This window comes from Roseomonas sp. USHLN139 (assembly GCF_037145735.1).
Taxonomy (GTDB): Bacteria; Pseudomonadota; Alphaproteobacteria; order Acetobacterales; family Acetobacteraceae; genus Pseudoroseomonas.
Window position 1 is genome coordinate 600,432 of record NZ_JBBCWY010000002.1, and the last position, 26,331, is coordinate 626,762.

At 77.2% G+C, this 26,331-nt stretch carries 4 protein-coding genes (1 of these 4 cut by a window edge); all 4 read left to right on the plus strand.

All coding sequences use genetic code 11. From position 1 onward, the window contains the following. Tightly spaced (each overlapping or abutting the next), the 4 genes in view from WFI16_RS09945 to WFI16_RS09960 form a layout consistent with a single transcriptional unit that may run on beyond the window. A complete protein-coding gene (locus tag WFI16_RS09945; protein ID WP_419897671.1) occupies positions 1-981 on the plus strand; it encodes an adenosine deaminase family protein in 981 nt (326 codons plus the stop codon). Further along, the gene (locus tag WFI16_RS09950) at positions 978-12,329 is read left to right on the plus strand and encodes an amino acid adenylation domain-containing protein (RefSeq protein ID WP_419897672.1); all 11,352 of its coding nucleotides are present in this window, start codon (positions 978-980) and stop codon (positions 12,327-12,329) included. The genes WFI16_RS09945 and WFI16_RS09950 overlap by 4 nt, the downstream gene beginning before the upstream one ends. After that, the gene (locus WFI16_RS09955) at positions 12,326-21,430 is read left to right on the plus strand and encodes an SDR family NAD(P)-dependent oxidoreductase (protein ID WP_419897673.1); all 9,105 of its coding nucleotides are present in this window, start codon (positions 12,326-12,328) and stop codon (positions 21,428-21,430) included. The genes WFI16_RS09950 and WFI16_RS09955 overlap by 4 nt, the downstream gene beginning before the upstream one ends. Next, positions 21,427-26,331, plus strand: partial view of an SDR family NAD(P)-dependent oxidoreductase gene (locus WFI16_RS09960; protein ID WP_419897674.1) — the 5' end (the start) only. It continues 9,174 nt past the right edge of the window; 4,905 of the gene's 14,079 nt are visible here — the first part of the coding sequence; its start codon is at positions 21,427-21,429; its stop codon lies off the right edge, out of view. The genes WFI16_RS09955 and WFI16_RS09960 overlap by 4 nt, the downstream gene beginning before the upstream one ends.

Below are 26,331 nucleotides of genomic sequence, written 5' to 3' on the forward strand. Positions count from 1 at the left end.
ATGGCTGTCGCGGACGCCACCGGGCCTGAGAGCCTCGCCAGCCCCGGCGCATCGTCGCGGGCCGAGCTGCATCTGCACCTGGAAGGCGCGATCGGCCGCGCCACGCTGAACCGGCTGGGCGCGCGGCACGGCCTGCCGCCGCTGGCCGAGGCCGACCTGCACATCGCCTGCTGGGCCGACAGCCAGCGCGCCTTCGAGCATGTCCTGGCGCGGCTGCGCGGCCCGCAGGACTGGTTCGACGCCACCCTCGCTTTGTTCGACCGGCTGGTGGCGGAGGACATCGCCTATGCCGAGGCCTCGATCATGCCGGTGGTGCATGCCGAGCTCGGCCTGCCCTTCGCCGCGCTCTGGCCGGCGCTGCGCGACGCGCTGGAGGCCGGCGAGGCGGCGACGGGGCGGCAGTTGCGGCTGCTCTTCGCCATCCCGCGCAATGCCGGGGCGGCGGCCGGCTATGCCACGCTGGACTGCCTGCAGGCGGCGGCGCATCCGGCGGTGGTCGGCATCGACCTGGCCGGCGAGGAGCGCGCCGACACCATCCTGCCCTTCGCGCCGGTCTTCGCCGAGGCGCGGCGGCTCGGCCTGCGCACCGCCGCCCATGCCGGCGAGTTCGGCGGCCCCGAGCGGGTGGCGCAGACCCTGGAGGCGCTGGCCCCCGACCGGCTGCATCACGGCATCGCCGCGGCGGCCGATCCGGCGCTGCTGCGGCAGATCGCCGCCAGCGGCATCGGCGTCGATGTCGCGCCGCGCTCCAACCTGGCCTTCGGCGCGGTGCGCAGCCTGGCGGCGGTGCCGGTCGCCGCCCTGGTCGCCGCCGGGATCCGCGTCAGCCTCTCGACCGACGACCCGGCGCTGGTCGGCAATACCCTGCCCGGCGAGCTGGGCCTGCTGCGCGACACCTATCGGCTGGACGAGGCCACGGCGCGTGGCGTCGAGGCCAATGCCTTCCGCAGCGCCTTCGGCTGGCAGGGCGCCACGCCGTGACGGAGGGCGCCGCCGCCATCCTCGGCATGGCCTGCCGCCTGCCGGGCGCTGACGACCGCGCCGGCTTCGCCGAGCTGCTCTTCGCCGGCCGCAGCGCCATCACGGAAATCCCCGCCGACCGCTGGGACTGGCGCCGCCACCATGGCGGGCGCGGGCCGGACGGCGCCGCCGCTCTGCCCGACTTCGCCAGCCACAGCCGCTGGGGCGGCTTCCTGGACGGGCCGGTCGATGCCTTCGACCATGGCTATTTCGGCCTGTCGCCGAAGGAGGCGCGGCTGATGGACCCGCAGCAGCGGCTGCTGCTGCAGGCGACGGTGCATGCGCTGGAGGATGCCGGGCTCGACCCCGCCGCGCTGCGCGCGCCGGCCTGCCGCACCGCCTTCTATGCCGGCGTCATGGCGCAGGATTTCGCCCGTGGCCTCGGCGCCGGCGGCGTCGCGCCGGACGGGCAGTCCAGCCTGGGCAGCAGCGCGGCGCTGCTGGCCAACCGGGTGTCGCACCAGCTGGGCTTCTCGGGCGAGAGCGTCACGCTGGATGCCGCCTGCGCCTCCGGGCTGGTGGCGCTGCACCTGGCGCGGCGGGCGCTGGTCGCCAGAGAATGCGACGTGGCGGTGGTCGGCGCCGTCTCGCTGCTGCTGACGCCCTGGCGGCATATCGGCTTCTCCCAGGCGCGCATGCTCAGCCCGCGCGGCCGCTGCGCCACCTTCGACGCCGAGGCCGACGGGTATGTCCCGGGCGAGGGCGTCGTGGTCCTGGTGCTGCGGCGGCTGGCCGAGGCGGAGGGCAGCGGCGCCCGCATCCAGGCGGTGCTGCGCGGCAGCGCCACCGGCCATGTCGGCGGCGGTCACAGCGTCACGGCGCCCTCCGTCGCGGCGCAGCGCCGGCTGGTCGCGGCGGCGGCGGCCAGCGCCGGGGTCAGCCTCGCCAGCCTCTCCTACCTCGAGGCGCATGGCACCGGCACCGCGCTCGGCGACCCGATCGAGGTCGAGGCGCTGCGCCAGGCCTTCTGCGATGACGGCGCGCCGGAGGGCGGCTGCGGCATCGGCTCGGCCAAGACCAATATCGGCCATCTCGAGCCGGTCGCCGGCCTCGCAGGGGTGGCCAAGGTCCTGCTGATGCTGCAGGCGCGGCGGTTGGCGCCGACGCTGAACCTGACCCGCGTCAATCCGCTGATCGATTTCGCGCGCGGCCCGTTCCGCCCGGTGCTGGCGGCGGCGCCCTGGGAAGCCGCGGAGGGCCGGCCGCGACGCGCCGGCGTCAGCGCCTTCGGCTTCGGCGGCGCCATGGCGCATGCCATCCTGGAGGAGGCGCCGCCGCCGGCCGCGCCGCCGGCCGCCCCGGCCGCGCCGCTGCTGCTCTCGGCGCAGAGCCGCGCCGCCTTCGCGGCGCTGTGGCAGCGCTGGCGCGACGCCGCGGCCGGAGAATTGCCGCTGCTGCCGCAGGTCGCCGCGCATCTCGCCCGGGGCCGCGCGGCGCTGCGCTGGCGCCAGGCGCTGCCGGCCGGCGACCCGGCGGCGCTGCGCCAGGCCCTGGCCGCCGAGCCGGCCCCGCAGGCAGCGACGGCGCCGCCCGGCTTCGTGCTGCGCCTGGTGGCGGGCGGCGGGCCGGCCGGGGCGGTCGAACCCCTGGCGCGGGCGCTGCTGCAGGCGGTCGCGCCGCGGCGGCCGCTGCGCCTCGAGGCCGATGCCGCCTGCCTGCCGCTGGCGCAGCGCCTCGCCGCCGGGCTGACCGGGGTGCTGGCGCTGGAGAGCGGCGCCTGGCAGCCGCCGCCGCCGATCTCGGCCGGCTATCTCGCCGCGCTGCGCGACGCCCTGGTCGAAGAGGATTCCGCCGAGGCCGAGGCGCTGCTCTCCCGGGCGCGCGAACTGGCCGGCAGCAACCTGACCTTCCAGACCTATCTGGCCGCCTGGCGCCAGGCCGGCGCGGCGCCCGATCGCGAGGCGGCGCCGGGCACGCCGGCGCGGCGGCTGGCGCTGCTGGCCGGCATCGTCGCGCTGCGCCGGCTGCACCAGAAATGGCAGCTGCCGGAGCGGCATGCCGGGCTCGGCGCCGCCTGGTTCGAGGCCGCCAGCCTGGTCGCCGCCGGGTTGCTGCCCGAGGCCGCGGCAGCGGCGTGGCTGGCCGCGCCGGCCTCCGGCCTGGACGCCCTGGCCGCCAGCGCCGAGGCGCGCCGCGGCGACGGGGATCCGCCGCTGCCACGGCTGCAGGACAGCGCCGCCCCGCCGCCGGGTGTCGCGCCGCCGCTGCCCGGGGAGGCGCTGACCCTGGTCGTCGATCCGACGGCCGATCTGCCGGCGCTGCTCGGCCGGCTGTGGCAGGCGGGCGCGGCAGTGGACTGGCGCGGCGTGCTGCCGGCGGTGCCGGCGCCGGCCGGACTGCCCGCCTATCCCTTCGAGCCGCACCGCCACCCGCTGGCCCTGCCGCCATTGCCGCCAGCGCGCGGCACCCTGCCGCTGGCCGCCGCGCATGTGATCGGCGGCCGCGCCCTGCTGCCCGCCGCCGCCATGGCCCGGCGCCTGGCCGAGGCGGCGCCCGCCGGCCTGGCGGCGCTGGAATTCCGCCGTCCCGCCCCGCCGGAGGCGGCGCTGGCGCTGCGCCTCGATGCCGGTTCAGCGGGGCTGGCGCTGCGCGATGCCGAGGGTGCGCTGCTGGCCCTGGCCGAGCCCGCCGCCGCCCCGCCCGCCGCCACGGCACCCTTCGCCGCGCCCTCGCTCTGCTTCGAGGCGGAAGCCGCCTATGCCGCCCTGGCCGGGCTCGGCCATGCCTATGGCCCGGCGCTGCGGCCGGTCGCCGCGCTGCGCCAGGGTCCCGGCGGCTGGCTCGCCGAGCTCGCCGGCGACCAGCCGGAGGCCCAGACGGAAGCGATGCTGGATGGCGGGCTGCAGGCCTGCCTGCTGGCGGCGCTGTCGGCCGGGCTGGCCAGCGGCGACCGGCCGCTGCTGCCGGCGGCGGCCGACCGGCTCTGGCTGCGCGATCCGCTGGCGGAAAGCTGTCCGCCGCGCCTGACCGCCCTGGTGCCGCGCGACCGGCTGCGCGCCGGGCCGCGCGGCTTCGTCGCCGATCTCACCCTGCTCGATGCCGCGGGCGCCGCCTGGGCGGTCGCCGAGGGGCTGCGCTTCCTGCCCGAGACGGCGCCACCCGCCGCCGAGGCGCTGCCGCTGCGGCAGCTGGCCTGGCAGGCCGCCGATCTGGCGCCGCTGCCGCCGGGCCCCGTGCTGGTGCTGGGCGGCGGCGCCCGGGGTGAGGCCCTGGCCGCCCGGCTGCCCGCCGCGCGGTTCCTGCCGCAGATCCCGGAGATTCTGCCGTCGGCCGCGGAGATCGTCTGGCTGGGCGCGCTCGACCATGCCGCGACGCCGGAGGCGGCCGGCGACTTTGTGGCCGGCGCCCTGCTGCCTTTGCTCGGCCTGCTGCGGCGCCTGACCGCCGGCGACGCGCCGCCCTGCCGGCTGCGGCTGGTGACCCGCGGCCGCCACGCCGTGCTGCCCGGCGAGCGGGTGGCGCAGCCGATCGCCGCGCTGGTGGCGGCGCTCGGCAAGGTGGCACGGCAGGAGGCGCCGGACCGGCTGCAGGTCGTCACCATCGACCTGCCGGAGCAGGTCGCCGAGGCGGATCTCGCTGGCCTGGCCGCCGCCCCGGTGGAGGACCCGCTGGGCGAGGCGGCGCTGCGGGCCGGCGCCGTCTTCGTGCCGCGGCTGCTGCCCCTGGCGGAGGCCGTGCCCGCCGCCGATCCCGGCGCCGGCGGGGTGCAGGTGATCGCCGGCGGCGCCGGCGGGCTCGGCCGGCGGCTGGCGCTGCGGCTGGCGGCCACCGAGCGGGCCTCGCTGCTGCTGCTCGGCCGCCGCGCCGTGCCGCCGGGGATCGAGGCCTTCCTGCAGTCGCTGCGCCAGGCGGGGGCGCCGCAGGCGGCTTATCTGGCGGTCGACATCACCGACGAGGCAGCGCTCTGCCAGGCCCTGGCGGGGTTCCGCGCGTGGGGCCCGGTGCGCGGCGTCATCCAGGCGGCGATGCAGCTGGCCGACCAGCGGCTGGCGGAGACCACGCCGGAGAGCTTCGCCCGCGCCCTGGCGCCGAAGCTGGCCGGCACCCTGGCGCTGTTCGCCGCCACCCGGGCCGATGCGCCGCGGCGCTTCCAGCTGTTCTCCTCGGCGCTGACGCTGCGCGGCAATGCCGGCCAGGCCGGCTACCTCGCCGGCTGCGCCGCGCAGGAGGCGCTCTGCGAATGGATGGCGGCGCAGGGCATTCCGGCTTGCGTGGTGCAATGGGGGCTGTGGGGCGATGCCGGGCGGGTGGCGCAGCCCGGCCGGCTGGCCCGCATCACCGAGGCCACCGGCCTGCTGCCCTTCCCCGCCGAGGCCGGGCTGCAGGCCTGGAGCCGTCTGCCGGCCCAGGCGGTGCCGCGGCTGGTCGCCGCCCGGCTGGACCCGCGCTGGGAGGCCAGCCTGGCCACGACCGCCGATCCCTGGACCGACTGGACCGGCCGGCTGGCGCCGACCGAGGCGGACCCGCTGGAGACCTGGGCCGACCGCCATGCCGCCGCCGGGCTGGGCCGCGGCCTGGCCGCCGCCGGGCTGCTGCCGGGCGCCGCCGGCGAGGCGGAGGCCGACTGGCGCCGCCGCCTGGGGCCGGTGCTGCCCAGCCTGGCCGCCGCCACCGCCGCCCTGCCCGGTCTGCTGCTGCGCCAAGGCGTGCTGCGGCGCGATGCCGACGGCCTGCTGCACGCCGTCGAGGACAGCCCCGCGCCCATCCCCGCCGCCGCGCGGGACTGGGCCGAGGCCGCCGCCCCCTGCCTGGCCGCCTGGCCCGCCGTGCTGGCCGGGCAGCTGACGGGCGAAGAAATCCTGGTGCCGGGCGGCGACCCGGCCCGGCTGGCCGCCCTGCGCCTCGGCCTGCCGGCCGCCCGCGCCCGCCGCGCCGCGCTGTTCGACCTGCTGCGCGACCTGGTCCGGCAGGCCGGGCGGCCGCTGCGGCTGCTGCACTGGCAGGCGGGCGACGGCCCGGCCACGGCGGCGCTGGCGGCCGCCCTGGAGGGGCTGCCCGTCGAGCTCGCCGCCGGCGATCGCAGCCCGGCCATGCGCGCGGCCCTGGCCGCGCAGCTTCCGGGGCTGCCGCTGCTGCCGCCCGAGGCGGCGCCGGTCGAGGGCTTCGACCTGCTGCTGGCGCTGGACGGCCTGCCCGACCCGGCCGAGGCCGCCCGCCTGCTGGCCCCCGGCGGGCTGCTGCTGGCCGATCCGCCCGGCGCGCTGCGCGACTGGCAGCAGGCGGTGCTGGGCCTGCATCCGGCCGCCTGGCAGCCCCCCCACTCCGGTGCGGCCGAGGCCTGGCGCCAGGCCGGCTTCGACCGCCTGGCCCGACCCGGCGGCGCCCTGCTGGCCCGCCGCGGTGCCGCCGCGCTTCCCTCCGCCGAGCGTCCCCCCGCCCCGCTTCTCACGGAGCTTCCGATGCCCGTCCCCGCCGCCGAGGCCGCCCCCGCGCCGGACCCGCTGCTGCCCGCCGTGATCGCCGCGGTCGCCGAGGCGGTGGAGCTGCCCGAGGCCGAGATCGACCCGGCCGGGCGCTTCATCGAGATGGGGGTGGATTCCATCGTCGCCGCCGGTGTCGCCGAGGGGCTGCGGCGGCGGCTGGGCCGGCGGCTGCCGGTGCATCTCTTCGGCGACCATCCGACGCCGGCGGCACTGGCCGCGCATCTGGCCGCCAGCGCCACGCCGCCAGCCCCGGCCGCGCCCGCCGTCCCGGCGGCAGGGCCATTGGTTGCGACGCCGATGCCCGACCCGCGGCCGGCGTCGGAGGCGGGCGAACCGCTGGCCATCCTGCGCCAGGCGGTGGCGGAGGTGCTCGGCCTGCCAGCGGAGGAGATCGGCGCCGAGGCCGGCTTCGCCGAGCTCGGCATCGATTCCGTCACCGCGCTGCGCGTCGCCGACATCGCCGGCGCCGCGCTCGGCCGCCGCCTGCCGCTGTACCTCTTCGGCGACTGCCCGACACCCGCCGCCCTGGCCCGCCACCTGGGCGCCCCGGAGGCCCGTCCGGCACCCGTCGCCCCGCCGCCCATCGCCACGCTGCCCGCCGCCGTGCCACCCGCCGCCGCCCCGTCCGGGCGCCGCGCGGCGGAGGACGTCGCCATCATCGGCATGGCCGGGCGCTTTCCGGGCGCCGACGATTTGGACGCCTTCTGGGCGCTGCTGGAATCCGGCCGCAGCGCCATCGGCCCGGTGCCGCCCGGCCGCTGGACCAGGGCCGAGCTCGCCGCCCTGGCGCCGGGGCTGGATCCGGCCCGGCTCGGCCTCGGCGGCTTCCTGGCCGATATCGAGGCGTTCGACGCCGCGCTCTTCGGCCTCTCGCCGCGCGAGGCGGCGGCGATGGACCCGCAGCAGCGCCTGCTGCTGGAGACCGCCTGGCAGGCGCTGGCCGATGCCGGCCTGGCCGACGCGCCGGCCGCGCTGCGCGCCCGCGCCGGCGTCTGGATCGGCGCCGGCACCGGCGACTGGCCGCTGAAGCAGGCGCTGGCCGGCACGCCGCCGGACCGCGTCTCGCTGGTCGGCCAGCTCGGCGCCAGCCTGGCAGCGCGGCTGGCGCATGTCTTCCGCCTGCAGGGACCGGCGGTGACGGTGGATGCCGCCTGCGCCTCGGCGGTCGCGGCGCTGGCGGCGGCGCTGGCGGCGCTGCGCAACGGCGAGGTCGATCTGGCGGTGGTCGGCGCCGTCGCGGTGATGACGACACCGCAGATGGCGGCGCTGGCCGAGGCCGCCGGGCTGCTCTCGGCCGGCGGGCGCTGCGCCGCGCTGGCGGAGGGCGCCGACGGCATGCTGCTGGGCGAGGGCGTCGGCGTCGTCGTGCTGCGCCGCCTGCCGGACGCGCTGGCGGAGGGCCAGCCGCCGCATGCGCTGCTGCGCGCGGCGCGGATGGGGCATGATGGCGGCGGCGGGCTCGGCATCAGCACGCCAAGCGCCGAGGGCCAGGCGCGCCTCGCCCGCGCCGTGCTGGCGGAGGCGGCGCTGCCGCCCGCCGCCATCGGCTGGCTGGAGGCGCATGGCACCGGCACCGCCGCCGGCGACGGCACCGAGATCGCCGCCGCCGCCGCGGTCTTCGCCGACCGCGCCGCGCGGCCGGCGCTCGGCTCGCTGAAGCCGGCGATCGGCCATGGCCTGGCCGCGGCCGGCATGGCCGGGCTGCTGAAGGCGGTGCTGCAGCTGCGCCACGGCCGGCTGGCCCCCACCGCCGGGCTGCAGGGCGCCGCGCCGATGCCGGAGCTCGCCGGGGCCGGCTTCCTGGCCGGCGGCGCCGCGCGGCCCTGGGAGGCTGCCGCGGGCCAGCCGCGCCGCGCCCTGGTCAATGTCTTCGCCCTGAATGGCGCCAATGGCATGCTGCTGGTCGAGGAGGCGCCGCCACGGCCCGCCCTCGACAGCGACGGGCCGCTTCTGCTGCTGGTCACCGCCGGCAGCGAGCCAGCGCTGCAGCAGCGCCTGGCCAGCCTGGCCGCCTGGCTGCGCCGGCACCCGGCGGTCAGCCTGCCCGCCTTCGCCGCTGCCCTGGCCGGCGCCGCCGCGCCGCTGCCCTGGCGCGCCGCGCTGCTGGCCGAGAGCCGGGACGCCGCGCTCGCCCAGCTCGAGGCCGCCGCGGCCGGCCGCGCCTCGCCACTGCTGCGCCGCGGCCAGGCCCTGCGGCGCGAGGCCGGGACGCAGGCCCTGCTGGCCGCGACCGCCGCCGGGCTGCTGCAGGGCCGGCCCGGCCGCGACGCCCTGCTCGCCGCCGCCGAGCTGTTTTCCATCGGCGTGCCGCTGGCCCTGCCCACGGCACGGGCCGCGCCGCTGCTGCTGCCCGGCCAGGTCTTCGACCGCGCCGGTCTCCAGGATCGCGCAACCCCGGCGCCAGATGGCGACCGCCCGCTGCGCCGCCTGCTGGCCGAGGTGCTGCGCCTGCCGCCCGGGACGCTGCGCGACGACAGCCTGCCGGTGGCGCTCGGCCTCGACAGCCTGCTGGCGCTGGAGCTGCGCCAGCGCCTGGCACGCGAGCTCGGCGCTGGGCTGCCGCTGCCGCTGCTGCTGGGCGGCGCCGATCTCGCCACGCTGGAAGCCGCCCTGGCTGCCGCCGGCCCCGCCGCGACGCTGCGGCCGGACCCCGCCGGCCAGCACGACCCCTTCCCGCTGACCGCGCTGCAACAGGCCTATTGGGTCGGGCGCAGCGACAGCATGCCGCTCGGCGGCCCCTGCCATGGCTATTGGGAGATCGAGGCCACCCGCCCCTGGGATCCCGCCGCGCTGGAGGCGGCGCTCAACACGCTGGTCGCCCGCCACCCGATGCTGCGCGCCGTCTTCCTGCCCGATGGCCGCCAGCGCGTGCTGCCCGAGGTGCCGCCCTGCCGCCTCGAGCGGCCGGGCGCGACGCGGCCGCTCGCCGCCCTGCGCGCGGAGTTCGCTGCGCTGCGCTTCGATCCGGCGCGCTGGCCGCTGTTCCGCGTGGCGCTCAGCGAAGGGCCCGAGGGCCAGCGGCTGCATCTGGCGGTCGACCTGCTGATCGTCGACGTGCCCAGCCTGTTCCTGCTGCTGTCCGAATGGTCGGCGCTGCTGCGCGGCGAGGCGCTGCCGGCGCCGCCACCGGCCAGCTTCCGCGACTGGGTGCTGCAGGCGCAGCCGGTGCCCGACGCGGCGGCGCTGGAATTCTGGCGGCAGGCCGGCCCCGCCCTGCCGCCCGCCCCGGCGCTGCCCGGCGCGCGGATGCCCGAAGCCGGCGCCGTCCCCGCCGCGCATCGCCACGCGACCCGCCTGTCGCCCGCCGCCTGGGCCCGCTTCCGCGCCCAGGCCGCGGCCGCGGGGGTGACGCCCGCCAATGCCGTCCTTGCCGCTTTCGCCGAGGTTCTTTCCCATTGGGCCGTTGAAAAGAGCTTCACGCTGAACCTGACGCTGATGCAGCGCGGCGATGCGCTGCCCGGCATCCAGGCAGTGCTGGGCGACTTCACCACGACGCTGCTGCTCGACCTCGACCTCACCGCCGCCGAGGGCTTCGCCGCCCGGGCACAGCGCGCCGTACGCGACCGGCTGGCGCTGCTGCTGGCGCATGCCGGACAGAGCGGGCTGGCCGTGCTGCGCGACCTGGCGCGAACCGACAAAAAACCGCGGCTGATGCCGGTGGTCTTCACCTCGATGCTGCAGCACCGGGAGAACGGGCTGGCGGCGCTGGGGCGGCTCAGCCATGGCATCACCCGCACGCCGCAGGTCTGGCTGGATTGCCACATCCATGAGGATGCCGAGGCCGGGCTGGTCGCCTGCTGGGACGCGCTGGACGGGCTGTTCCCGGACGGGCTGATCGCCACGATGTTTTCCGCCTTCGCCGCCGCGCTGGAGCGGCTGGCCGGCGATGCCGCGGCCTGGAGCCAGGAGCTGCGCGGCTGGATCGCCGGCGAGGAGGCTGCGCGCAGAGTCCCGCCGCCGCTGCTGCCGGCCGACACCGCGCCGCCCGAGCTGCTGCACGAGCCCTTCCTGCGCCAGGCCCTGGCCCGGCCGGAGGCCATCGCCGTCATCACGCCCGAGGCCGCGCTGAGCTATGGCGCGCTGCTCGGCCAGGCGCTGGCGGTGGCCGCGGCCCTGCCGCCCGAGCCGCAGGACCGGCTGGTCGCCGTCATCCTGCCGAAAGGGGCGGCGCAGGTGGCGGCGGTGCTGGGCGCCTCGCTGGCCGGGCGGGCCTATCTGCCGCTCGACCCAGCGCTGCCGCCGGCCCGGCTGCGCCAGCTGCTGGCACGCGGCGAGGCCACCACCCTGCTGACCGACAGCGCGACCGAGGCGGCGCTGCTGGCCGAATGGCCGGCGGGCAGCGCGCGCCTCCTGCTCGACCGCCTGGCGCCACTGCCGGCCGCCGCGCCGCCGCCACGGGTGGCACCCGACGCGCTGGCCTATGTGATCTTCACCTCCGGCTCCACCGGCGAGCCGAAGGGGGTGATGCTCGACCATGCCGCCGCCGGGGTGACGCTGCGCGACATCAACCAGCGCTTTGCCCTGACGCCGGCCGACCGCGTGCTGGGGCTGTCGGCGCTCAGCTTCGACCTCTCCGTCTGGGACATCTTCGGCACACTCGGCGCCGGCGCCGCGCTGGTGCTGCCGGCGCCACGCTCGGTTGCCGATCCGGCGCATCTGGCGATGATGGTGCAGCGGCATGGCGTCACCGTCTGGAACTCGGTGCCGATGTTTCTCCAGCTGCTGCTGGAGGGGGCGCCGACGGCCGACAGCCTCGCCAGCCTGCGGCTGGTGATGCTCAGCGGCGACTGGATCCCGCCCGCCCTGCCGCCGCGCTTCCGCGCGCTGAACTCCCATGCCTCGCTGATCAGCCTGGGCGGCGCCACGGAGGCCGCCATCTGGTCGATCCAGCACCCGATCGAGCCGGCCCTGCGCCCTGGCTGGGGCTCGATCCCCTATGGCCGGGCGCTGCGCGGCCAGTCCTTCCGCATCCTCGACGAGGCCCTGCGCGACTGCCCCGACGGTGTCCCCGGCGAGCTGTTCATCGGCGGCGCCGGCCTGGCCCAGGGCTACTGGCGCGACCCGGCCCGCACCGCCGAGCGCTTCGTCACCGACCCCGCCAGCGGCGAGCGGCTCTACCGCACCGGCGATCTCGGCCGCTGGCGCGAGGAGGGGCTGATCGAGTTCCTCGGCCGGCGCGACGGCCAGGTGAAGCTCGGCGGCCATCGCGTCGAGCTGGGCGAGGTCGAGGCGGCGCTGGCCGCCCTGCCCGGCATCCTGCAGGCGGTCGCCGTCGCGCCAGCCGATGCCGCCGGGCAGCGCCGGCTGCACGCCTTCTGCGTCGCGGCCGCGCCCGCCGACCCGGCCGCGCTGCGGGCGGCGCTGGCGGCGCGGCTGCCGGCCTACATGGTCCCGGCCAGCCTGCGCCTGCTGCCGGCCCTGCCGCGCAACGCCAATGACAAGGTCGACCGCGCCGCGCTGGAACGGCTGGCCGCGGCGGGCGATGCCCCCGCCGCGCCGGGGCCGGCTTCAGGCAAAGCCGCGTCGCAGCAGGGCTTGGAAGTGCAACGGAATACCGCCAGTCTGGCGTCGCGGCTGCTGGCGATCTGGCGGGCCGAGCTGGACGACCCGACCCTGCCGGAGGAGGCCAACCTGTTCGAGCACGGCGTCACCTCCTTCTCGGCGGTCCGCGCGGCGGCGCGCATCAGCCGCGAGATCGGACCCTGCGCGGTCACCGACCTGTTCGAATTCCCCTCGGTCGCCGCCCTGGCGCGGCAGCTGGCCGGCAGGATGCCCGCCGCACCGGCGCCGGAACCGGAGACCGAACCGCAGACCGACCCCCTGGCGGCCCGCGCCGCCCGCCGCCGCGCCGCCCGCGCCCTGGCGCTTGTCGGAGACCGCGCATGAGCCCGCCGCCCGACAGCATCGCCATCATCGGCATGGCCGGCCGCTTCCCCGGCGCGCCCGATCTTTCCGTCTATTGGCGCAACCTGCTGGACGGGCGGGAGAGCATCCGCCGCGCCGATCCTGCCTCCCTGCGCGCCGCCGGCTTCGATCCGGCCGATCCGCGGCTGGTGCCGGCCTTTGGCGTGCTGGACAACATCGACCGCTTCGATGCCGGCTTCTTCGGCTTCCCGGCGCGGCGGGCCGCGCGGCTCGACCCGCAGCAGCGGCTGCTGCTGGAATGCGCCTGGCAGGCGCTGGACCATGCCGGCTACGGCCCCGGCAGCCATGACGCGGTGGTCGGCACCTATCTCTCCATGACCGCCAGCACCTATGCCGATGGCGCGGCGTCCGGCGACCTGGGCGACGGCTTCTTCGACCTGACCAGCCGCGACAAGGATTATGCCGCCAGCCGCATCGCCTGGCGGCTGGACCTGACCGGCCCGGCGATGATGGTGCAGAGCGCCTGCTCCGGCGCGCTGCTGGCGGTGCACCAGGCGGCCGAGGCGCTGCTCTCCGGCCAATGCGACATGGCGCTGGCCGGCGGCTGCTCGATCACCCTGCCGCAGGGGGGGTATCGCCAGGCTTCGGGCCTGATGCTCTCGGCGACCGGCCGGCTGCGCGCCTTCGACGCCGCGGCCGATGGCGCGGTGCCGGGCAACGGGCTGGGGCTGGTGGTGCTGAAGCTGCTGTCGCGGGCGATGGCCGATGGCGACAGCATCCTCGCGGTGATCCGCGGCAGCGCCGCCAACAATGACGGCGCGCAGAAGGCCGACTACCTGGCGCCCTCGGTCGCCGGGCAGCGCCGCGCCATCCTCGAGGCCCTGGCCATGGCCGAGGTCGCGCCCGCCAGCCTCGGCCTGGTCGAATGCCATGGCACCGGCACGGCGCTGGGCGATCCGGTGGAGATCCGCGCGCTGTCCCAGGCGCATGCCGCCGCCGGCGGGCGCGACGCGGCGCCGCCCTGCCGCATCGGCTCGGTGAAGGGCAATATCGGCCATCTGAACGCCGCCGGCGGCATCGCCGGGCTGATCAAAACCATCCTGTCTGTCCAGCACGGCCGCATCCCGCCCAGCCTGTTCTTCACCACCCCGAACCCCGAGATCGATCTGCAGGGCCCGGGCTTCGCCGTGGCCGCCGAGGCCTGCGACTGGCCCGCCATCCCCGGGCCGCGCCGCGCTGGTGTCAGCGCCTTCGGCTTCGGCGGCACCAATGTGCACATGGTGCTGGAACAGGCGCCGGCGGCCGCGCCGGCCGCGCCCTCGGGCGGCTCCTGGCCGATCCTGCTCAGCGCCCGCGACGAGGCCGCGCTGGACCGCGCGGCGCAGGCCCTGGCCACGGCGCTGGAAGCCCCCGACGCCCCGCCTCTGGCCGATATCGCCTGGACCCTGGCGACCGGCCGCCAGGCTTTTCCCCATCGCCGCGCCATCATGGCGGAACACCACGCCGAGGCCGCGCGCCTGCTGCGCGCGCCGGCCGCCCTGCCCGGCGACGACACGCTCCGCCGCTGGTGCGCCGGCGAGACCATCGACTGGCGCGGGGTGTTCCCGACGCCGCGCCGCCGCGTGCCGCTGCCCTCCTATCCTTTCGCGCCCGAGCGCCATTGGCTGGACGCGCCCGTGGCCGCCGCCGCCGTCGCGCCGCCGACCGGCGCCTCGATGCTGGACACGCTGCGCGCCTATTTCGCCGAAGCCCTGCAGGAGAAGGCGGAAAAACTCGATCCCGATGCCGGCTGGGACCGCTTCGGCATCGACTCCCTGCTGGTCGGCACGCTGACCGCCGGGCTGCGCCAGAGATATCCCGGGCTGCGCAGCACGGCGCTGTTCGAGCATGGCTCGCTGCGCCAGCTGGCGGCGCATCTGCAAAGCCTGGCGCCGGCCGCGACCCCCACCCCTACGCCTGCTGCGCCTGCCGTGGAGGATCCGCGCATCGCGGTGATCGGCCTGTCGGTGCGGCTGCCTGGCGCGCCGGATCTCGACTCCTTCTGGGACCTGCTGCGCGAGGGCCGCAGCGGGATCTCGGAAATCCCCGCCGAGCGCTGGGACTGGCGCGACAATCCCGACGAGAAGGCCTCGCGCTGGGGCGGCTTCATCGAAGGTGCCGACCGCTTCGACCCGCTGCTGTTCGGCATCGCCCCACGCGAGGCGCGGATGATCGACCCGCAGGCGCGGCTGGTGCTGCAGGCCGCCTGGCATGCGCTGGAGGATGCCGGACACCACCGCGCCAGCCTGAAGGCCTCGGCCGATGGCCGCGATGTCGGCGTCTTCATGGGCGTGATGAACATGCCCTGGCGCCTGCTGGGCCTCGCCGCCGCCGAGGCGGGGATGGTGGTGCAGGGCAACCACTGGTCGGTCGCCAACCGCGTCAGCCATGCCTTCGATTTCGGCGGGCCGAGCCTCGCCGTGGACACCGGCTGCTCGGCCAGCCTGACCGCGCTGCACCTGGCCTGCGAGAGCCTGCGCCGTGGCGAATGCGGCGTGGCGCTCGCCGGCGGCGTCAACCTGGTGCTGCATCCGGTGCAGCCGAGGGAGCTGGCGCGCACCGGCGTCCTCGCCGGTGGCCCGGACTGCCATGTTTTCGGCGCCGCGGCGGACGGCTTCGTCCAGGGCGAGGGCGTCGGCGTCGCCGTGCTGAAGCCGCTGGCCGCGGCGCTGCGCGACGGCGATGCCATCCATGGCGTCATCCTGGGCTCGGCGATCAATGCCGGCGGCAGGACGGCCGGCTATACCGTGCCCAATCCGCGCGCCCAGGCGGCGGTGGTGCAGCGCGCCATTGCCCGCGCCGGGATCGCCGCCGACAGCCTCGGCTATGTCGAATGCCATGGCACGGCGACGGCACTGGGCGATCCAGTGGAGATCGCCGGCCTGGCCGATGGGCTGCGCGCCGCCGGACGCGGCTCCGGAATCCTGCTGCTGGGCTCGGCCAAGTCGAATATTGGCCATCTGGAATCGGCGGCCGGCATCGCCGGACTGGCCAAGCTGCTGCTGCAGCTGCGGCATGGGCAGGTGGCGCCCTCGCTGAAGGCCAGCCCGGCCAATCCGGCGATCGACTTTGCTGCCGGTCCCTTCGAGGTCGCGCAATCGTTGCGGCCCTGGCCGGGCGCCGCACCGCGCCGCGGCGGCGTCAGCAGCTTCGGTGCCGGCGGTGCCAATGCGCATCTGCTGGCGGAGGAAGCGCCCGCCGCCGCCGCGACCACGCCGGCCACCGGGCCATTCCTGGTCGTCCTCTCCGGCCGCACCGCCGAGGCGCTGCGCGAGATCGCTGCCGGGCTCGCGGCTTTCCTGGAACAGGCCAGCCCGGATCTCGCCGACCTCGCCTGGACCCTGGCCCAGGGGCGCGAGGCGCTGGAGCATCGCCTGGCCATCCCGGCCGCTGACCTCGCTGGACTGCGCGCGGGTCTGCGGGATTTCCTGGCGGCGCGGAATTCGGAAAGAGTCCTGCAGGGCACGGCCGGCTTCGCGCGCGAGGAGGAAAGTGCCAGCACGGCGCCCGACGCGCTCGCCCGCCACTGGATCGCCGGCGGCCGGGTCGACTGGGCCCGGCATTTCGCCGGGCAACGCCGCCAGCGGCTGCGCCTGCCGCGCTATCCCTTCGCCCGCGAGCGCTGCTGGCTGCCGGAGGTCGCGCCGCGCCCGCCCGCCGCCAGCGGCCTGCTCGGCCCCAGCCTGCCGACGCTCGATGCCGAGGCGCGCTGGCGCATTGACCTGCCCGAGACGCATCCGCTGCTGGGCCAGCACCGGGTCGGCGGCCGGGCGATCCTGCCCGGCGTCGGCAGCCTGCCGCTGGTCGCCGCGGCGCTGCGCCAGCTCGGCCGCGACACGACGGCGCTGCATCTGCGCGACCTCGCCTGGCTGGCCCCCGCCGCGGCCGAGGAGGGCCGGCTGCAGGCCGAGCTCTGCCTGCGCCCGGACTCCGAGGGCGCGGTGGCCTTCACGCTGGCGGCGACGGGCCGCGTGCTGTCGCGCGGCCGCGTCGTCACGACCACCGATCTGGCCGACGACGCGCCGCTGGTGCTGGACGAGGCCGAAACCCTGGACGGCGCGGCGGTCTATGCGCGGCTCGCGGCGCTCGGCCTGGCGTATGGCCCGGCCTTCCGCGCCATCGAGGCGCTGGAGCTCGGCGAGGACCGGGTGCGCGGCACCCTGACGCTGGCCGAGGCGATCCCCGGCAGCGATCCGCCGGCCGGGCTGCTGGACGCGGTGCTGCAGGGCGCGGCCATGCTGGTCTTCCGCCATGCCGACGCCCGCCGCCTGCTGCCCATGGCCCTGGAAGCGGTCGACATCCTCGGCCCGCTGCCGCGCCGCGGTGTGATGGAGGCGCGGCGGCTGACCCCGGCCTCCCAGCGCGACGCCGCCGTCTTCGACGCGCTGCTGCGCGACGAGGCCGGCCGCGTGGTGCTGCGGCTGCGTGGGCTGGCCGGGCGCATGGACCGCCAGCCTGAGGCCATGGTTGCGGAGGCGCCGCCGCTCGGCGACTGGCTGCTGACCCCCGGCTGGATCGACGCCCCCGCTGCCGGCGCGCCGCTGCCCGGTGGCCTGCCCGCGACAATCCTGGCAGCGACGCCCGAGGCCGCCGCTGCCCTGCCCGGCGCCCGCCTCGCCGGCCCCGCCGAGTGGCAGCCCCCGCGGGACGGCGCGCCGTTGGTGCTGGCCTGCGCCGAGGCGCCCGAGACGCCGCGCGCCCTGTTCCGCCTGCTGCAGGCGCTGCGCCGGGCCGGCGGCCCGCCGCGCCGGCTGCTGCTGCTGGCGCTGGGTGGGCCCGGCGGCGCCCCCACCCCCTGGTGCGCCGCGGCCTTCGGCCTGCTGCGGACGGCGGCGCGGGAATGGCCGGAATGGTCGCTGGCCAGCGCCTGGCTGGGCGCCTGGTCGGATGCCCCCGCCGCCCTGGCCGAGCCCGGCGATGCCCTGGCCCGCGACATCCTGTGGCGGGAGGGCCGGCGGCAGGCGCGCGCGCTGCATCCGCTGGCGTTTCCCGCGACCGCGCATGCCTGGCCGCAGGGCGCCCATGCGGTGATCCTGGGCGGCGCCGGCGGCATCGGCCGCGCCCTGGCGCAGCGGCTGGCGACGCGGCATGGCGCGCGGCTGACGCTGATCGGCCGCCGCCCGGCCGACCATCCTGCGGTGGCCGAGGCCCTGGCCGCGCTGCGGGCCGCCGGCGCCGAGCTGTTCTACCAGGCTGCCGATGCCGCCGCCCCCGGCGCGCTGGCCGCCGCCATCGCCGCCGGCCGCCACTGCTTCGGCCCGGTCCGCATCGCCATCCATTCGGCGATCGACATGCGCGACGCCAGCCTGGAGCGCATGGCGCCCGAGGATTTCGAGGCGGCGCTGGCGGTCAAGGCCGAGGGCAGCCTGGCCCTGGCGGCGGCGGTGGCCGAGGATCCGCTCGACCACTTCCTGCTGTTCTCCTCGGTCAATACCTTCGCCGCCAATGCCGGCCAGGCCAATTACGTCGCCGGCTGCGCCTTCAAGGACGCGCTGGGGCTGCGTCTGGCGGCGGCCGGCGTGCCGGCGCGGGTGATCAACTGGGGCTTCTGGGGCGAGGTCGGCCGCGTCGCCGATGCGGCCACCGCCGCCCGCCTCGCCCGCCGCGGGGTCGAACCCATCGCCACCGCCGAGGGGCTGGCGGCGCTGGATGCCCTCCTCGCCGCGCCGGGCCCGGTGCAGGTCGCGGTGCTGAAGGGTGAGGCGCGGCTGCGCGCGGCGCTCGGCGTGGTGGCGCCCTTGGCCGACACGCTGGAAGCCCGGATGCAGGCCGTGGTCGCCGGCGAGGCCGCCGGCATGCAGGGCGCCTGGGACGAATACGCGGCGCTCGAAGCCCTGTCGCGCCGGCGCCTGCTGGCCTGGTGGAACGGGCTCGGCCTGCTGCCGCCCGGCGCGCGCCGCGACCGCGCCGCGCTGGAGGCGGCGCTGGGGCTGGTGCCGCGGCACCGCCGCCTGTTCGACGCGCTGCTCGGGCTGCTGGCGGCGTGCGGCGCGCTGTCGGCCGAGGACGGGATGCTGGAAGGCCACGCCGCCGAGGCCGGCGATGTCGAGGGCGATCTCGCCCGTTTCGCCGCGCGCCTGCCGGCCTTCGCGCCGCATGTGGCGCTGCTGCGGGCCTGCGCCGGCGCCTATTCCGCCGTGCTGCGCGGCGAGCGGCTGGCCACCGAGGTGATGTTCCCCGAGAGCAGCCTGGCGCTGGTCGAGGGCATCTATCGCGGCAACCGCATGACCGACTACTGCAACCGCCTGGTCGCCGCCGTGGTGCGCGATGTTGCGGCTTCGGCGGAAGGGGGTGCGCGCATCCTGGAGATCGGCGCCGGCACCGGCGGCACCAGCCGCACGCTGCTGCCGCGGCTCGACGATCTTGCCGTGCAGGACTACCTCTACACCGATGTCAGCCTGGCCTTCGCGCAGTTCGGCCGGCGCGAATTCGGCGCGACGCGGCCCTGGCTGTCGGCGCGCGCGCTGGACATCAGCCGCGACCCGCTGGCGCAGAAGCTGGAGGCCGGCCGCTGCGACGTGGTGCTCGGCGCCAATGTCGTGCATGCGACGCCGGACCTGACGCGTTCGCTGTCGCATGCGCGCGCGCTGCTGAAGCCGGGCGGCGTGCTGGTGCTCTACGAGATGACGGCGATCCACGATTTCGGCACGCTGACCTTCGGCCTGCTGGACGGCTGGTGGATGGCCGAGGATGCCCGCCTGCCGCATGCCCCGCTGCTGGATGCCGCCGGCTGGCGCGCCCGCCTGGCCGCTGCCGGCTTCGGCGAGGTCTTCCTGCTCAGCGAGCCCGGCCTCGCCGACGAGGCCGCCTTCCGCCACAGCGTCATCGTCGCGCGCAATCCGCTGCCCGCCGCCGTGCCGCCGGCCGAGGCGCCGGTGGAAGCCGCGGTGCGGGCTGCCGCCACGCCGATGCGCGACCGCCTGCGCCGCCGCGCTGGCGAGGCCGCCGCCGCCGCGCCCGAGGTCGAGCTGGCGCCGCTGGTCGCCGCCATCCGCGCGGTGACGCTGCAGGTGCTGGAGCTGCGCCCGGAGGAGCTGCGCGATGACCGCAGCTTCGCCGATTACGGCGCCGATTCCATCCTGGGCGTGGCGCTGGTCGAGGCGCTGGGCCAGCGGCTGGGCGTGGCGCTAAGCCCGACGGTGCTGTTCAGCCACCAGAGCGTCGAGAAGCTGGCCCGCCATTTGGCCGCCCGCCACGGCGCCACGCTGACCCTGGCGGCCGCCCCTGCCCCCGCGGCCCCGGCCCCGGCCCCGGCCGCCACCCCGGCCGCCACCCCGGCCGCCGCGCGCGCGGCCGACGACCGCATCGCCATCATCGGCATGGCCGGCCGCTTCCCGGGCGCCGGCACCGTCGAGGAGTTCTGGCGCAACATGCTGGCCGGCCTCGACAGCGTCGGCCCGGTGCCGGCCGATCGCTGGGACCACCGGGCGGTCTTCGACCCGCGGCCGCAGCAGCCGGGCCGGACCGATTGCGACAGCGGCGGCTTTCTGGCGGAGATCGACCGTTTCGACCCGCTGTTCTTCGGCCTCTCGCCGGCCGAGGCGATCGCCACCGACCCGCAGCAGCGGCTGTTCCTGGAAACCGCCTGGCAGGCGCTGGAACATGCCGCGCACGGCCCGCCGGCGCTGGCCGGGCTGCGCTGCGGCGTCTTCGCCGGCAATGTGGCGGGCGACTACGCGGCGGCGCTGCGCCAGGCCGGGCAGGATGGCGACGCGCGCAGCTTCACCGGCAATGCCGCCTCGATGCTGGCGGCGCGCATCGCCTACCGGCTGGACCTGCGCGGGCCCTGCCTGTCGGTGGACACCGCCTGCTCCTCCTCGCTGGTGGCGGTGCACCTGGCGGCGGAAAGCCTGAAGCGCGGCGAATGCGACCTGGCCCTGGCCGGCGGCGTCGCGCTGATGACCACGCCGGCCTTCCATGTCGCGGCCTCGCAGGCCGGGATGCTCGCCCCCGGCGGGCGCTGCCGCACGCTGGACGCCGCCGCCGACGGCTTCGTCCCGGCCGAGGCGGTGGCCTGCCTGGTGCTGAAGCGCCTGGCGGATGCCGAGCGCGACGGCGACACCATCCAGGGCGTCATCCGCGCCTCTGGCATGAACCAGGACGGCGCCAGCAACGGCATCACCGCGCCGAACGGCGCGGCGCAGACGGCGCTGCTGCGCGAGGTCTGGGCGCGCGCCGGCATCGCGCCACGCGACCTCGGCTATGTCGAGCTGCATGGCACCGGCACGAGGCTCGGCGATCCGGTCGAGGTGCAGGCGCTGCGCGAGGCTTTTTCCGACAGCGCCGTGCCGGCCGGGCATTGCGCCATCGGCTCGGCCAAGGCGGCGCTGGGCCATACGCTGGCGGCGGCGGGGGTGGTCGGGCTGCTGCGCGCCATGCTGGCGCTGCGCGACCGCCGCATCCCGCCGGTGGTTTCCTTTGCATCGCCCAACCCGCTGCTGGGCCTCGACGACACGGCGCCCTTCCGCGTGCCGCGCCGGGAGGAAGCCTGGCCGGAGGGACGGCCCTGCGCCGCGGTCTCGGCCTTCGGCTTCAGCGGCACCAATGCGCATGTCGTGCTGGAGGCGCCGCCGCCGCCGCGCCACCCCGCGCGCGCCGCGCCGCGCGACGAACATCTGGCGCTGCTCTCGGCCGAGACGTCGGCAGCGCTGCAGCAGCGCCGCGCCGAGCTCGCCGCCTGGATCGAGGCGCATCCCGAGGCCGCGCTGGAGGATATCTGCGCGAGCCTGGCCTGGGGGCGGGCGCATCACCGCACGCCGCATCGCCTGGCCCTCGCCGCGCGCGACCGCGCCGGGCTGCTGGCGGCGCTGCGGGGCGAGGCCGCCCCGGCCGCCACCCCGGCGCTGCAGGCCCTGGCCGAGGCCTATCGCCAGGGCCGCGACCCGGACTGGGCGGCGCTGCATCCGCCGGGCAGCTTCCGCCGGCTGGCGCTGCCGCCCTATCCCTTCGCCCGCCGCCGCTGCTGGCCCGAACCCCCCGAGCCGCCAGCAGCCACCAGGACAGCCGCACCAAAAACCGACGGAAAAATGTTTGCGGCGGTGATGGCGGAGCTGGCAGCCCAGGCTGGCGGAGGCGGCGCATGACCGCCTCCCTGCCCAACCCGGCGCCGCTGCTCGACCGCTATGCCGCGGCGCTGCTCGACGCCCTGCCCGCCCGGCCCGCCGCCGCCCCGCGCCACGCCCGGCTGGCGGCGGCGCTGGCGGCGCAGCGCGCGGCGCTCGGCCCGGTCGGCCCGGTGGCCGAGGAACGCGCCTCCCTGCTGGCCGCCGCCCCCGGCCTGGCGCCGCATGCCGCCCTGCTGGAACGCTGCGCCGAAAGCCTGGCTGAGGTGCTGGCCGACCGCCGCGCCGCCACCGCGGTGCTGTTCCCCGAGGGCAGCAGCGCCCTGGTCGAGCCGCTCTATCGCGGCAATCCCTGGTCGGACCGCTTCAACGCGCTGCTGGCCGCCGCCGTGCGCCGCGCCGCCACGGATCAGGCGGCGACCCGCATCATCGAGATCGGCGCCGGCACTGGCGGCGCCTCGGCCGCGGTGCTGGCGGCGCTGGACGGGCTGGATCCGGCGCGGATCACCTATCTCTACACCGATGTCTCGCCGGGCTTCCTGCAGCATGGCCGCCGGCATTTCGCCGCCGGCCGCCCCTGGCTCGACTTCCGCCGCCTGGACCTGGAGGCCGATCCGGCCGCCCAGGGCTTCGCGGCCGGCGGCTTCGACATCGTCATCGCCTCCAACGTCGTGCATGCGACGCGGCGGATCGAGGCCAGCCTGGCGCGGCTGCGCGGGCTGCTGCGCCCGGGCGGGCTGCTGCTGCTGAACGAGCTGACCCAGGCCAGCTTGTTCTCCAGCCTGACCTTCGGCCTGCTGGATGGCTGGTGGGGCTTCGAGGATGCCGCCGCCCGCGATCCGCACGGGCCGCTGCTGTCGCTGCCGCGCTGGCGCCAGGCGCTGGCGGCGACCGGCTTTGCCGATCCCGGCGCCATCGGCCTCGGCGCCGATCCGGAGGCCTCCTTCCAGTGCCTGATCGTGGCCGAGGCCGGCGCGGTGCCTGCCCTGGCGGGTGCTGCGCCCAGTGCCGATCCGCTGCAGGTCGAGGCGGTGCTCGCCGCCGAGCTGGCCCGCGCCCTGGCGCTCGCGCCGGAGGAGATCGACCGCCAGCGGCCCTTCGCCGAGCTCGGCGTCGATTCCATCGTCGCGCCGCAGCTGGTGGCGGCGGCCAATGCGGCGCTGGGCTGCGCGCTGGCGCCGGCCGACCTCTTCGCCCATGCCACGCTGGCGGCCCTGGCGCGGCATGTCGCGGCCAGCCTGGCACCCGCCGCCACGCCCGCTGTACCGGCGCCGGTGGCCGGGGCGCGCGACATCGCGGTGATCGGCCTGGCCTGTCGCTTCCCCGGCGCGCCCGATGCCGAGGCCTTCTGGCAGATGCTGCAGGAAGGGCGCTGCGCGGTGCGCGACATCCCGCCCGAGCGCTTCGCCTGGCGCCCGAAGCCGGGCTCGGCGCGCCAGAAGGCGTTCGGCGCCTTCCTCGAGGATCACGACGCCTTCGACCCTGACCTGTTCCGCCTGACCTGGCGCGAGGCCGCGGCGATGAGCCCGCAGCAGCGCGTCTTCCTGGAGACCGCCTGGCACGCGCTGGAGGATGCCGGGCATGGCGGCCGCGCGCTGGCGGGTCTGGATTGCGGCGTCTTCGTCGGCGCCACGCATCGCGAGCACGCCTCGGATGCCGAGGGCGACAGCCTCGCCGCGCTGGGCAATTCCATGGCGATCCTGCCGGCGCGGCTGTCCTACCTGCTGAACCTGCGCGGGCCGAGCCTGCCGGTCGACACCGCCTGCTCCTCCTCGCTGATCGCCGTGCATCTGGCCTGCCAGAGCCTGCTGGCCGGCGAATGCGGCATGGCGCTGGCCGGCGGCGTCTCGGTGCTGCTGACCGATCCCCGGCTGCACCGCTTCCTCGACGATGCGGGGATGTCCTCGCCCTCCGGCGCCTGCCACGCCTTCGACGCGGCCGCCGACGGCTTCGTCCCCGGCGAGGGCGCCGGCATGGTGGTGCTGAAGCCGCTGGCCCGCGCGCTGGCCGAGGGCGACCGCGTGCTCGGCGTCATCCGCGCCAGCGGCAGCAACCAGGACGGCCGCAGCAGCGGCATCACCGCGCCCTCCGGCCCGGCGCAGACGGCGCTGGAACTGGCCGTCTGGCAACGCGCCGGCATCGATCCCGCCAGCATCGGCCTGGTCGAGGCGCATGGCACCGGGACCAAGCTCGGCGATCCGATCGAGCTGCGCGCCCTGCGCGATGCCTTCTACCAGTGCGGCGCGACGACACCGCAGACCACGCCGATCGGCTCGGTGAAGACCAATATCGGGCATACGCTGGCGGCGGCCGGCATCGCCTCGCTGATCAAGGTTCTGCTGGCCTTCCGCCACGCCACCATCCCGCCCAGTCTTTCCTTCACCTCGCCCAATCCGCAGCTCGACCTGGCGGCCTCGCCCTTCCGCGTGCCGGTGGCGCCGGAACCCTTCCTGGCGCGACAAGGCGCGCCGCTGCGCGCCACCGTCTCCTCCTTCGGCTTCAGCGGCACCAATGCGCATCTGGTGCTGGACGCGCCGCCCGCCCTGCCCGCGCCGGTGGCCACGACGCCGCGGCCCTACGCCTTCCTGCTGTCGGGCCAGACGCCCGAGGCCCTGGCGATCCGCCGCGCCGATCTTCGTGCCTGGATCACGCAACATCCCCAGGCCGCGCCGCGCGACCTGGCCTTCACCCTGGCGGCCGGCCGGGCGCATCTCGACTGGCGGCTGGCCGTGGTGGCCAGCGACCTGGCCGGGCTGGCGGCCGCGCTGGCTGGCGACGAGCCCGGCACCGAGACCGGCGCGCCCGCTGCCATCGCCGCCGCCGAGGCCGCGCTGGCCGCCGCCGCGCCGGACAGCGACGCTGAGACGCTGGCCGCGCTCTACCGCCGCGGCGCCGATGGCGACTGGGCGCGCTTCTTCGCCGGCGCCACGCCGCCACGCCGGCTCGGCCTGCCGCGCTATCCCTTCGCCCGGCAGCGCTTCGCCGCGCCGCGCGCGCGGCAGCCCTGGCCGGTCGCGCTGCAGGGCTTCCCCGCCGCCGAGCACCGTTTCCAGGGCCGCCCGCTGCTGCCCGCCGCCGCCCAGCTCGACGCCGCCTTCGCCGCCGCCGAGGCCGCCGGCCTGGCCCGCCTGCCCTGCGCCCTGACCGGGCTGCGCTTCACAGCACCACTGTTCGCCGATGCCGGCATCGAGGCCGCGCTGCATCTGCAGGAGGATGCCGGCTTCACCCTGCGCGAGACCGGCGGCGACCGGGTCTTCTCCAGCGGCCGGCTGGAAGCCTGCGCATCACTGCCGCGCGGCGAGACACCCGCCGCCATCGCCGCGCGGCTGGGCCCGCCGCAGGAAGGCGCGGGGCTCTATGCCCGCTTCGCCACGCTCGGCTTCGATTACGGCCCCGGGCTGCGCGCCATTGCCCGCCTGCAGGCCGGGCCCGAGGAAGTGCTGGCGCGGCTCGAGCTGCCGGCCGCCGCGCCGGCCAGCGGCTTCCGGCTGCATCCGGCGCTGCTCGACGGTGCCATGCAGGCGGCGATCGGCCTGGCCGCCGGCGATCTGCCGGAGACGGTGCTGCCGGCCGGGCTGGAAGCATTGCGGCTGCAGGCGCCGGTGCTGGCCGGCTGCTGGGCGCATCTGCGCCGCCGTCCGGCGCGCGCCGAGGAGCCGGGGCTGCAGCGCCTCGACATCGCGCTGCTCGCCGAGGATGGCGCGCCGCTCGCCATCTTCGAGAACCTCGCCATCCGGCTGCAGCCGCGCGCCACCACGCCGGTGCATCTGGCGGCGCCGCGGCCGCGCCCGGTCGCGCCGGTCCCGGCGACGCCGCCGGACTGGATCTTTGCCGAGGAGGCGCGCGGCTGGTGGCAGGCGCTGGGCCGGCGCCCGCTGCTGGTCAGCCCGGGCGCCGCCTTCGCCACCCCTGGCCCGCGCCAGGTGACGCTGCGGCCCGCCGAGGCCACCGACATCGCCCGTCTGCTGGCCGAGCAGCCGGCGCCGCGGCGGATCTGGCATGATGGCAGCCTCGGCTTCGACAGCCTGCTGGCGCTGCTGCGCGGCCTGCTGGCGCGTGACGGGCAGCCGCCGGTCGAATTGCTGGCGCTGCATGATGGCGGCGCCGAGGGCGCCATGGCGCGCGGCCTGGGCGCCGCGCTGGCGCGGGAGTGCGCCACGCTGCGTCTCGGCGACCTGGCGCTGCCGCCAGAGGCCGATGCCGTCGCCGCCGCCAGCACCGCGCCGTTGCGCCAGGGGCTGGTGCTGACACCGGAGGGCGGGTTCACCGAGCCCGGTTTCGCCATCCTGCCGCCGCAGACCGGAAGAACGCCGCTGGTCGAGGGCGGCTTCTACGTCATCAGCGGCGGGCTGGGCGGCGTCGGCCAGCTGCTGGCGCGGCACCTGATCGGGCGCTGGCAGGCGAAGCTGCTGCTGCTCGGCCGTGGCGCGCTGGATGCGCCGCGCCGCGCCGCGCTCTCCGCCATCACCGCCGCGCGCGGCGAGGGCCAGGGGAAGAATGACGGCGAGGCGATCTACATCGCCACCGACATCGCCGATCCCTCCTCGCTGGAGCAGGCGCTGGAGGCCGGGCGGCGCCGCTTCGGCCCGATCCGCGGCGTCATCCATGCCGCCGGCCTGCAGCGCGACGGGCTGCTGCGCCGCAAGCCGGCCAGCGATATCGAGGCCGTGCTGCAGGCCAAGTGCCAGGGCGCCCTCGCGCTGGACGCCGCGACGCGCGGCGACCCGCTGGACTTCTTCGCGATGTTCTCCTCGCTGGCGGGGGTGTTCGGCGCCACCGGCCAAGCCGATTACGCCGCCGCCAATGCCTTCCTCGACCGCTTCGCCGCGACGCGCCAGGGGCCGGGGCGCGGCCTGTCGATCGGCTGGCCCTTCTGGGCCGAAGGCGGCATGCGGGTGACACCGGAGGACCTCGCCGCGCGG

Bases quoted from the DNA above. Each gene is read 5' to 3' on its own strand.
- WFI16_RS09945 (WP_419897671.1), top strand. From the start codon at position 1: ATGGCTGTCGCGGACGCCACCGGGCCTGAGAGCCTCGCCAGCCCCGGC.
- WFI16_RS09955 (WP_419897673.1), top strand. From the start codon at position 12,326: ATGAGCCCGCCGCCCGACAGCATCGCCATCATCGGCATGGCCGGCCGC.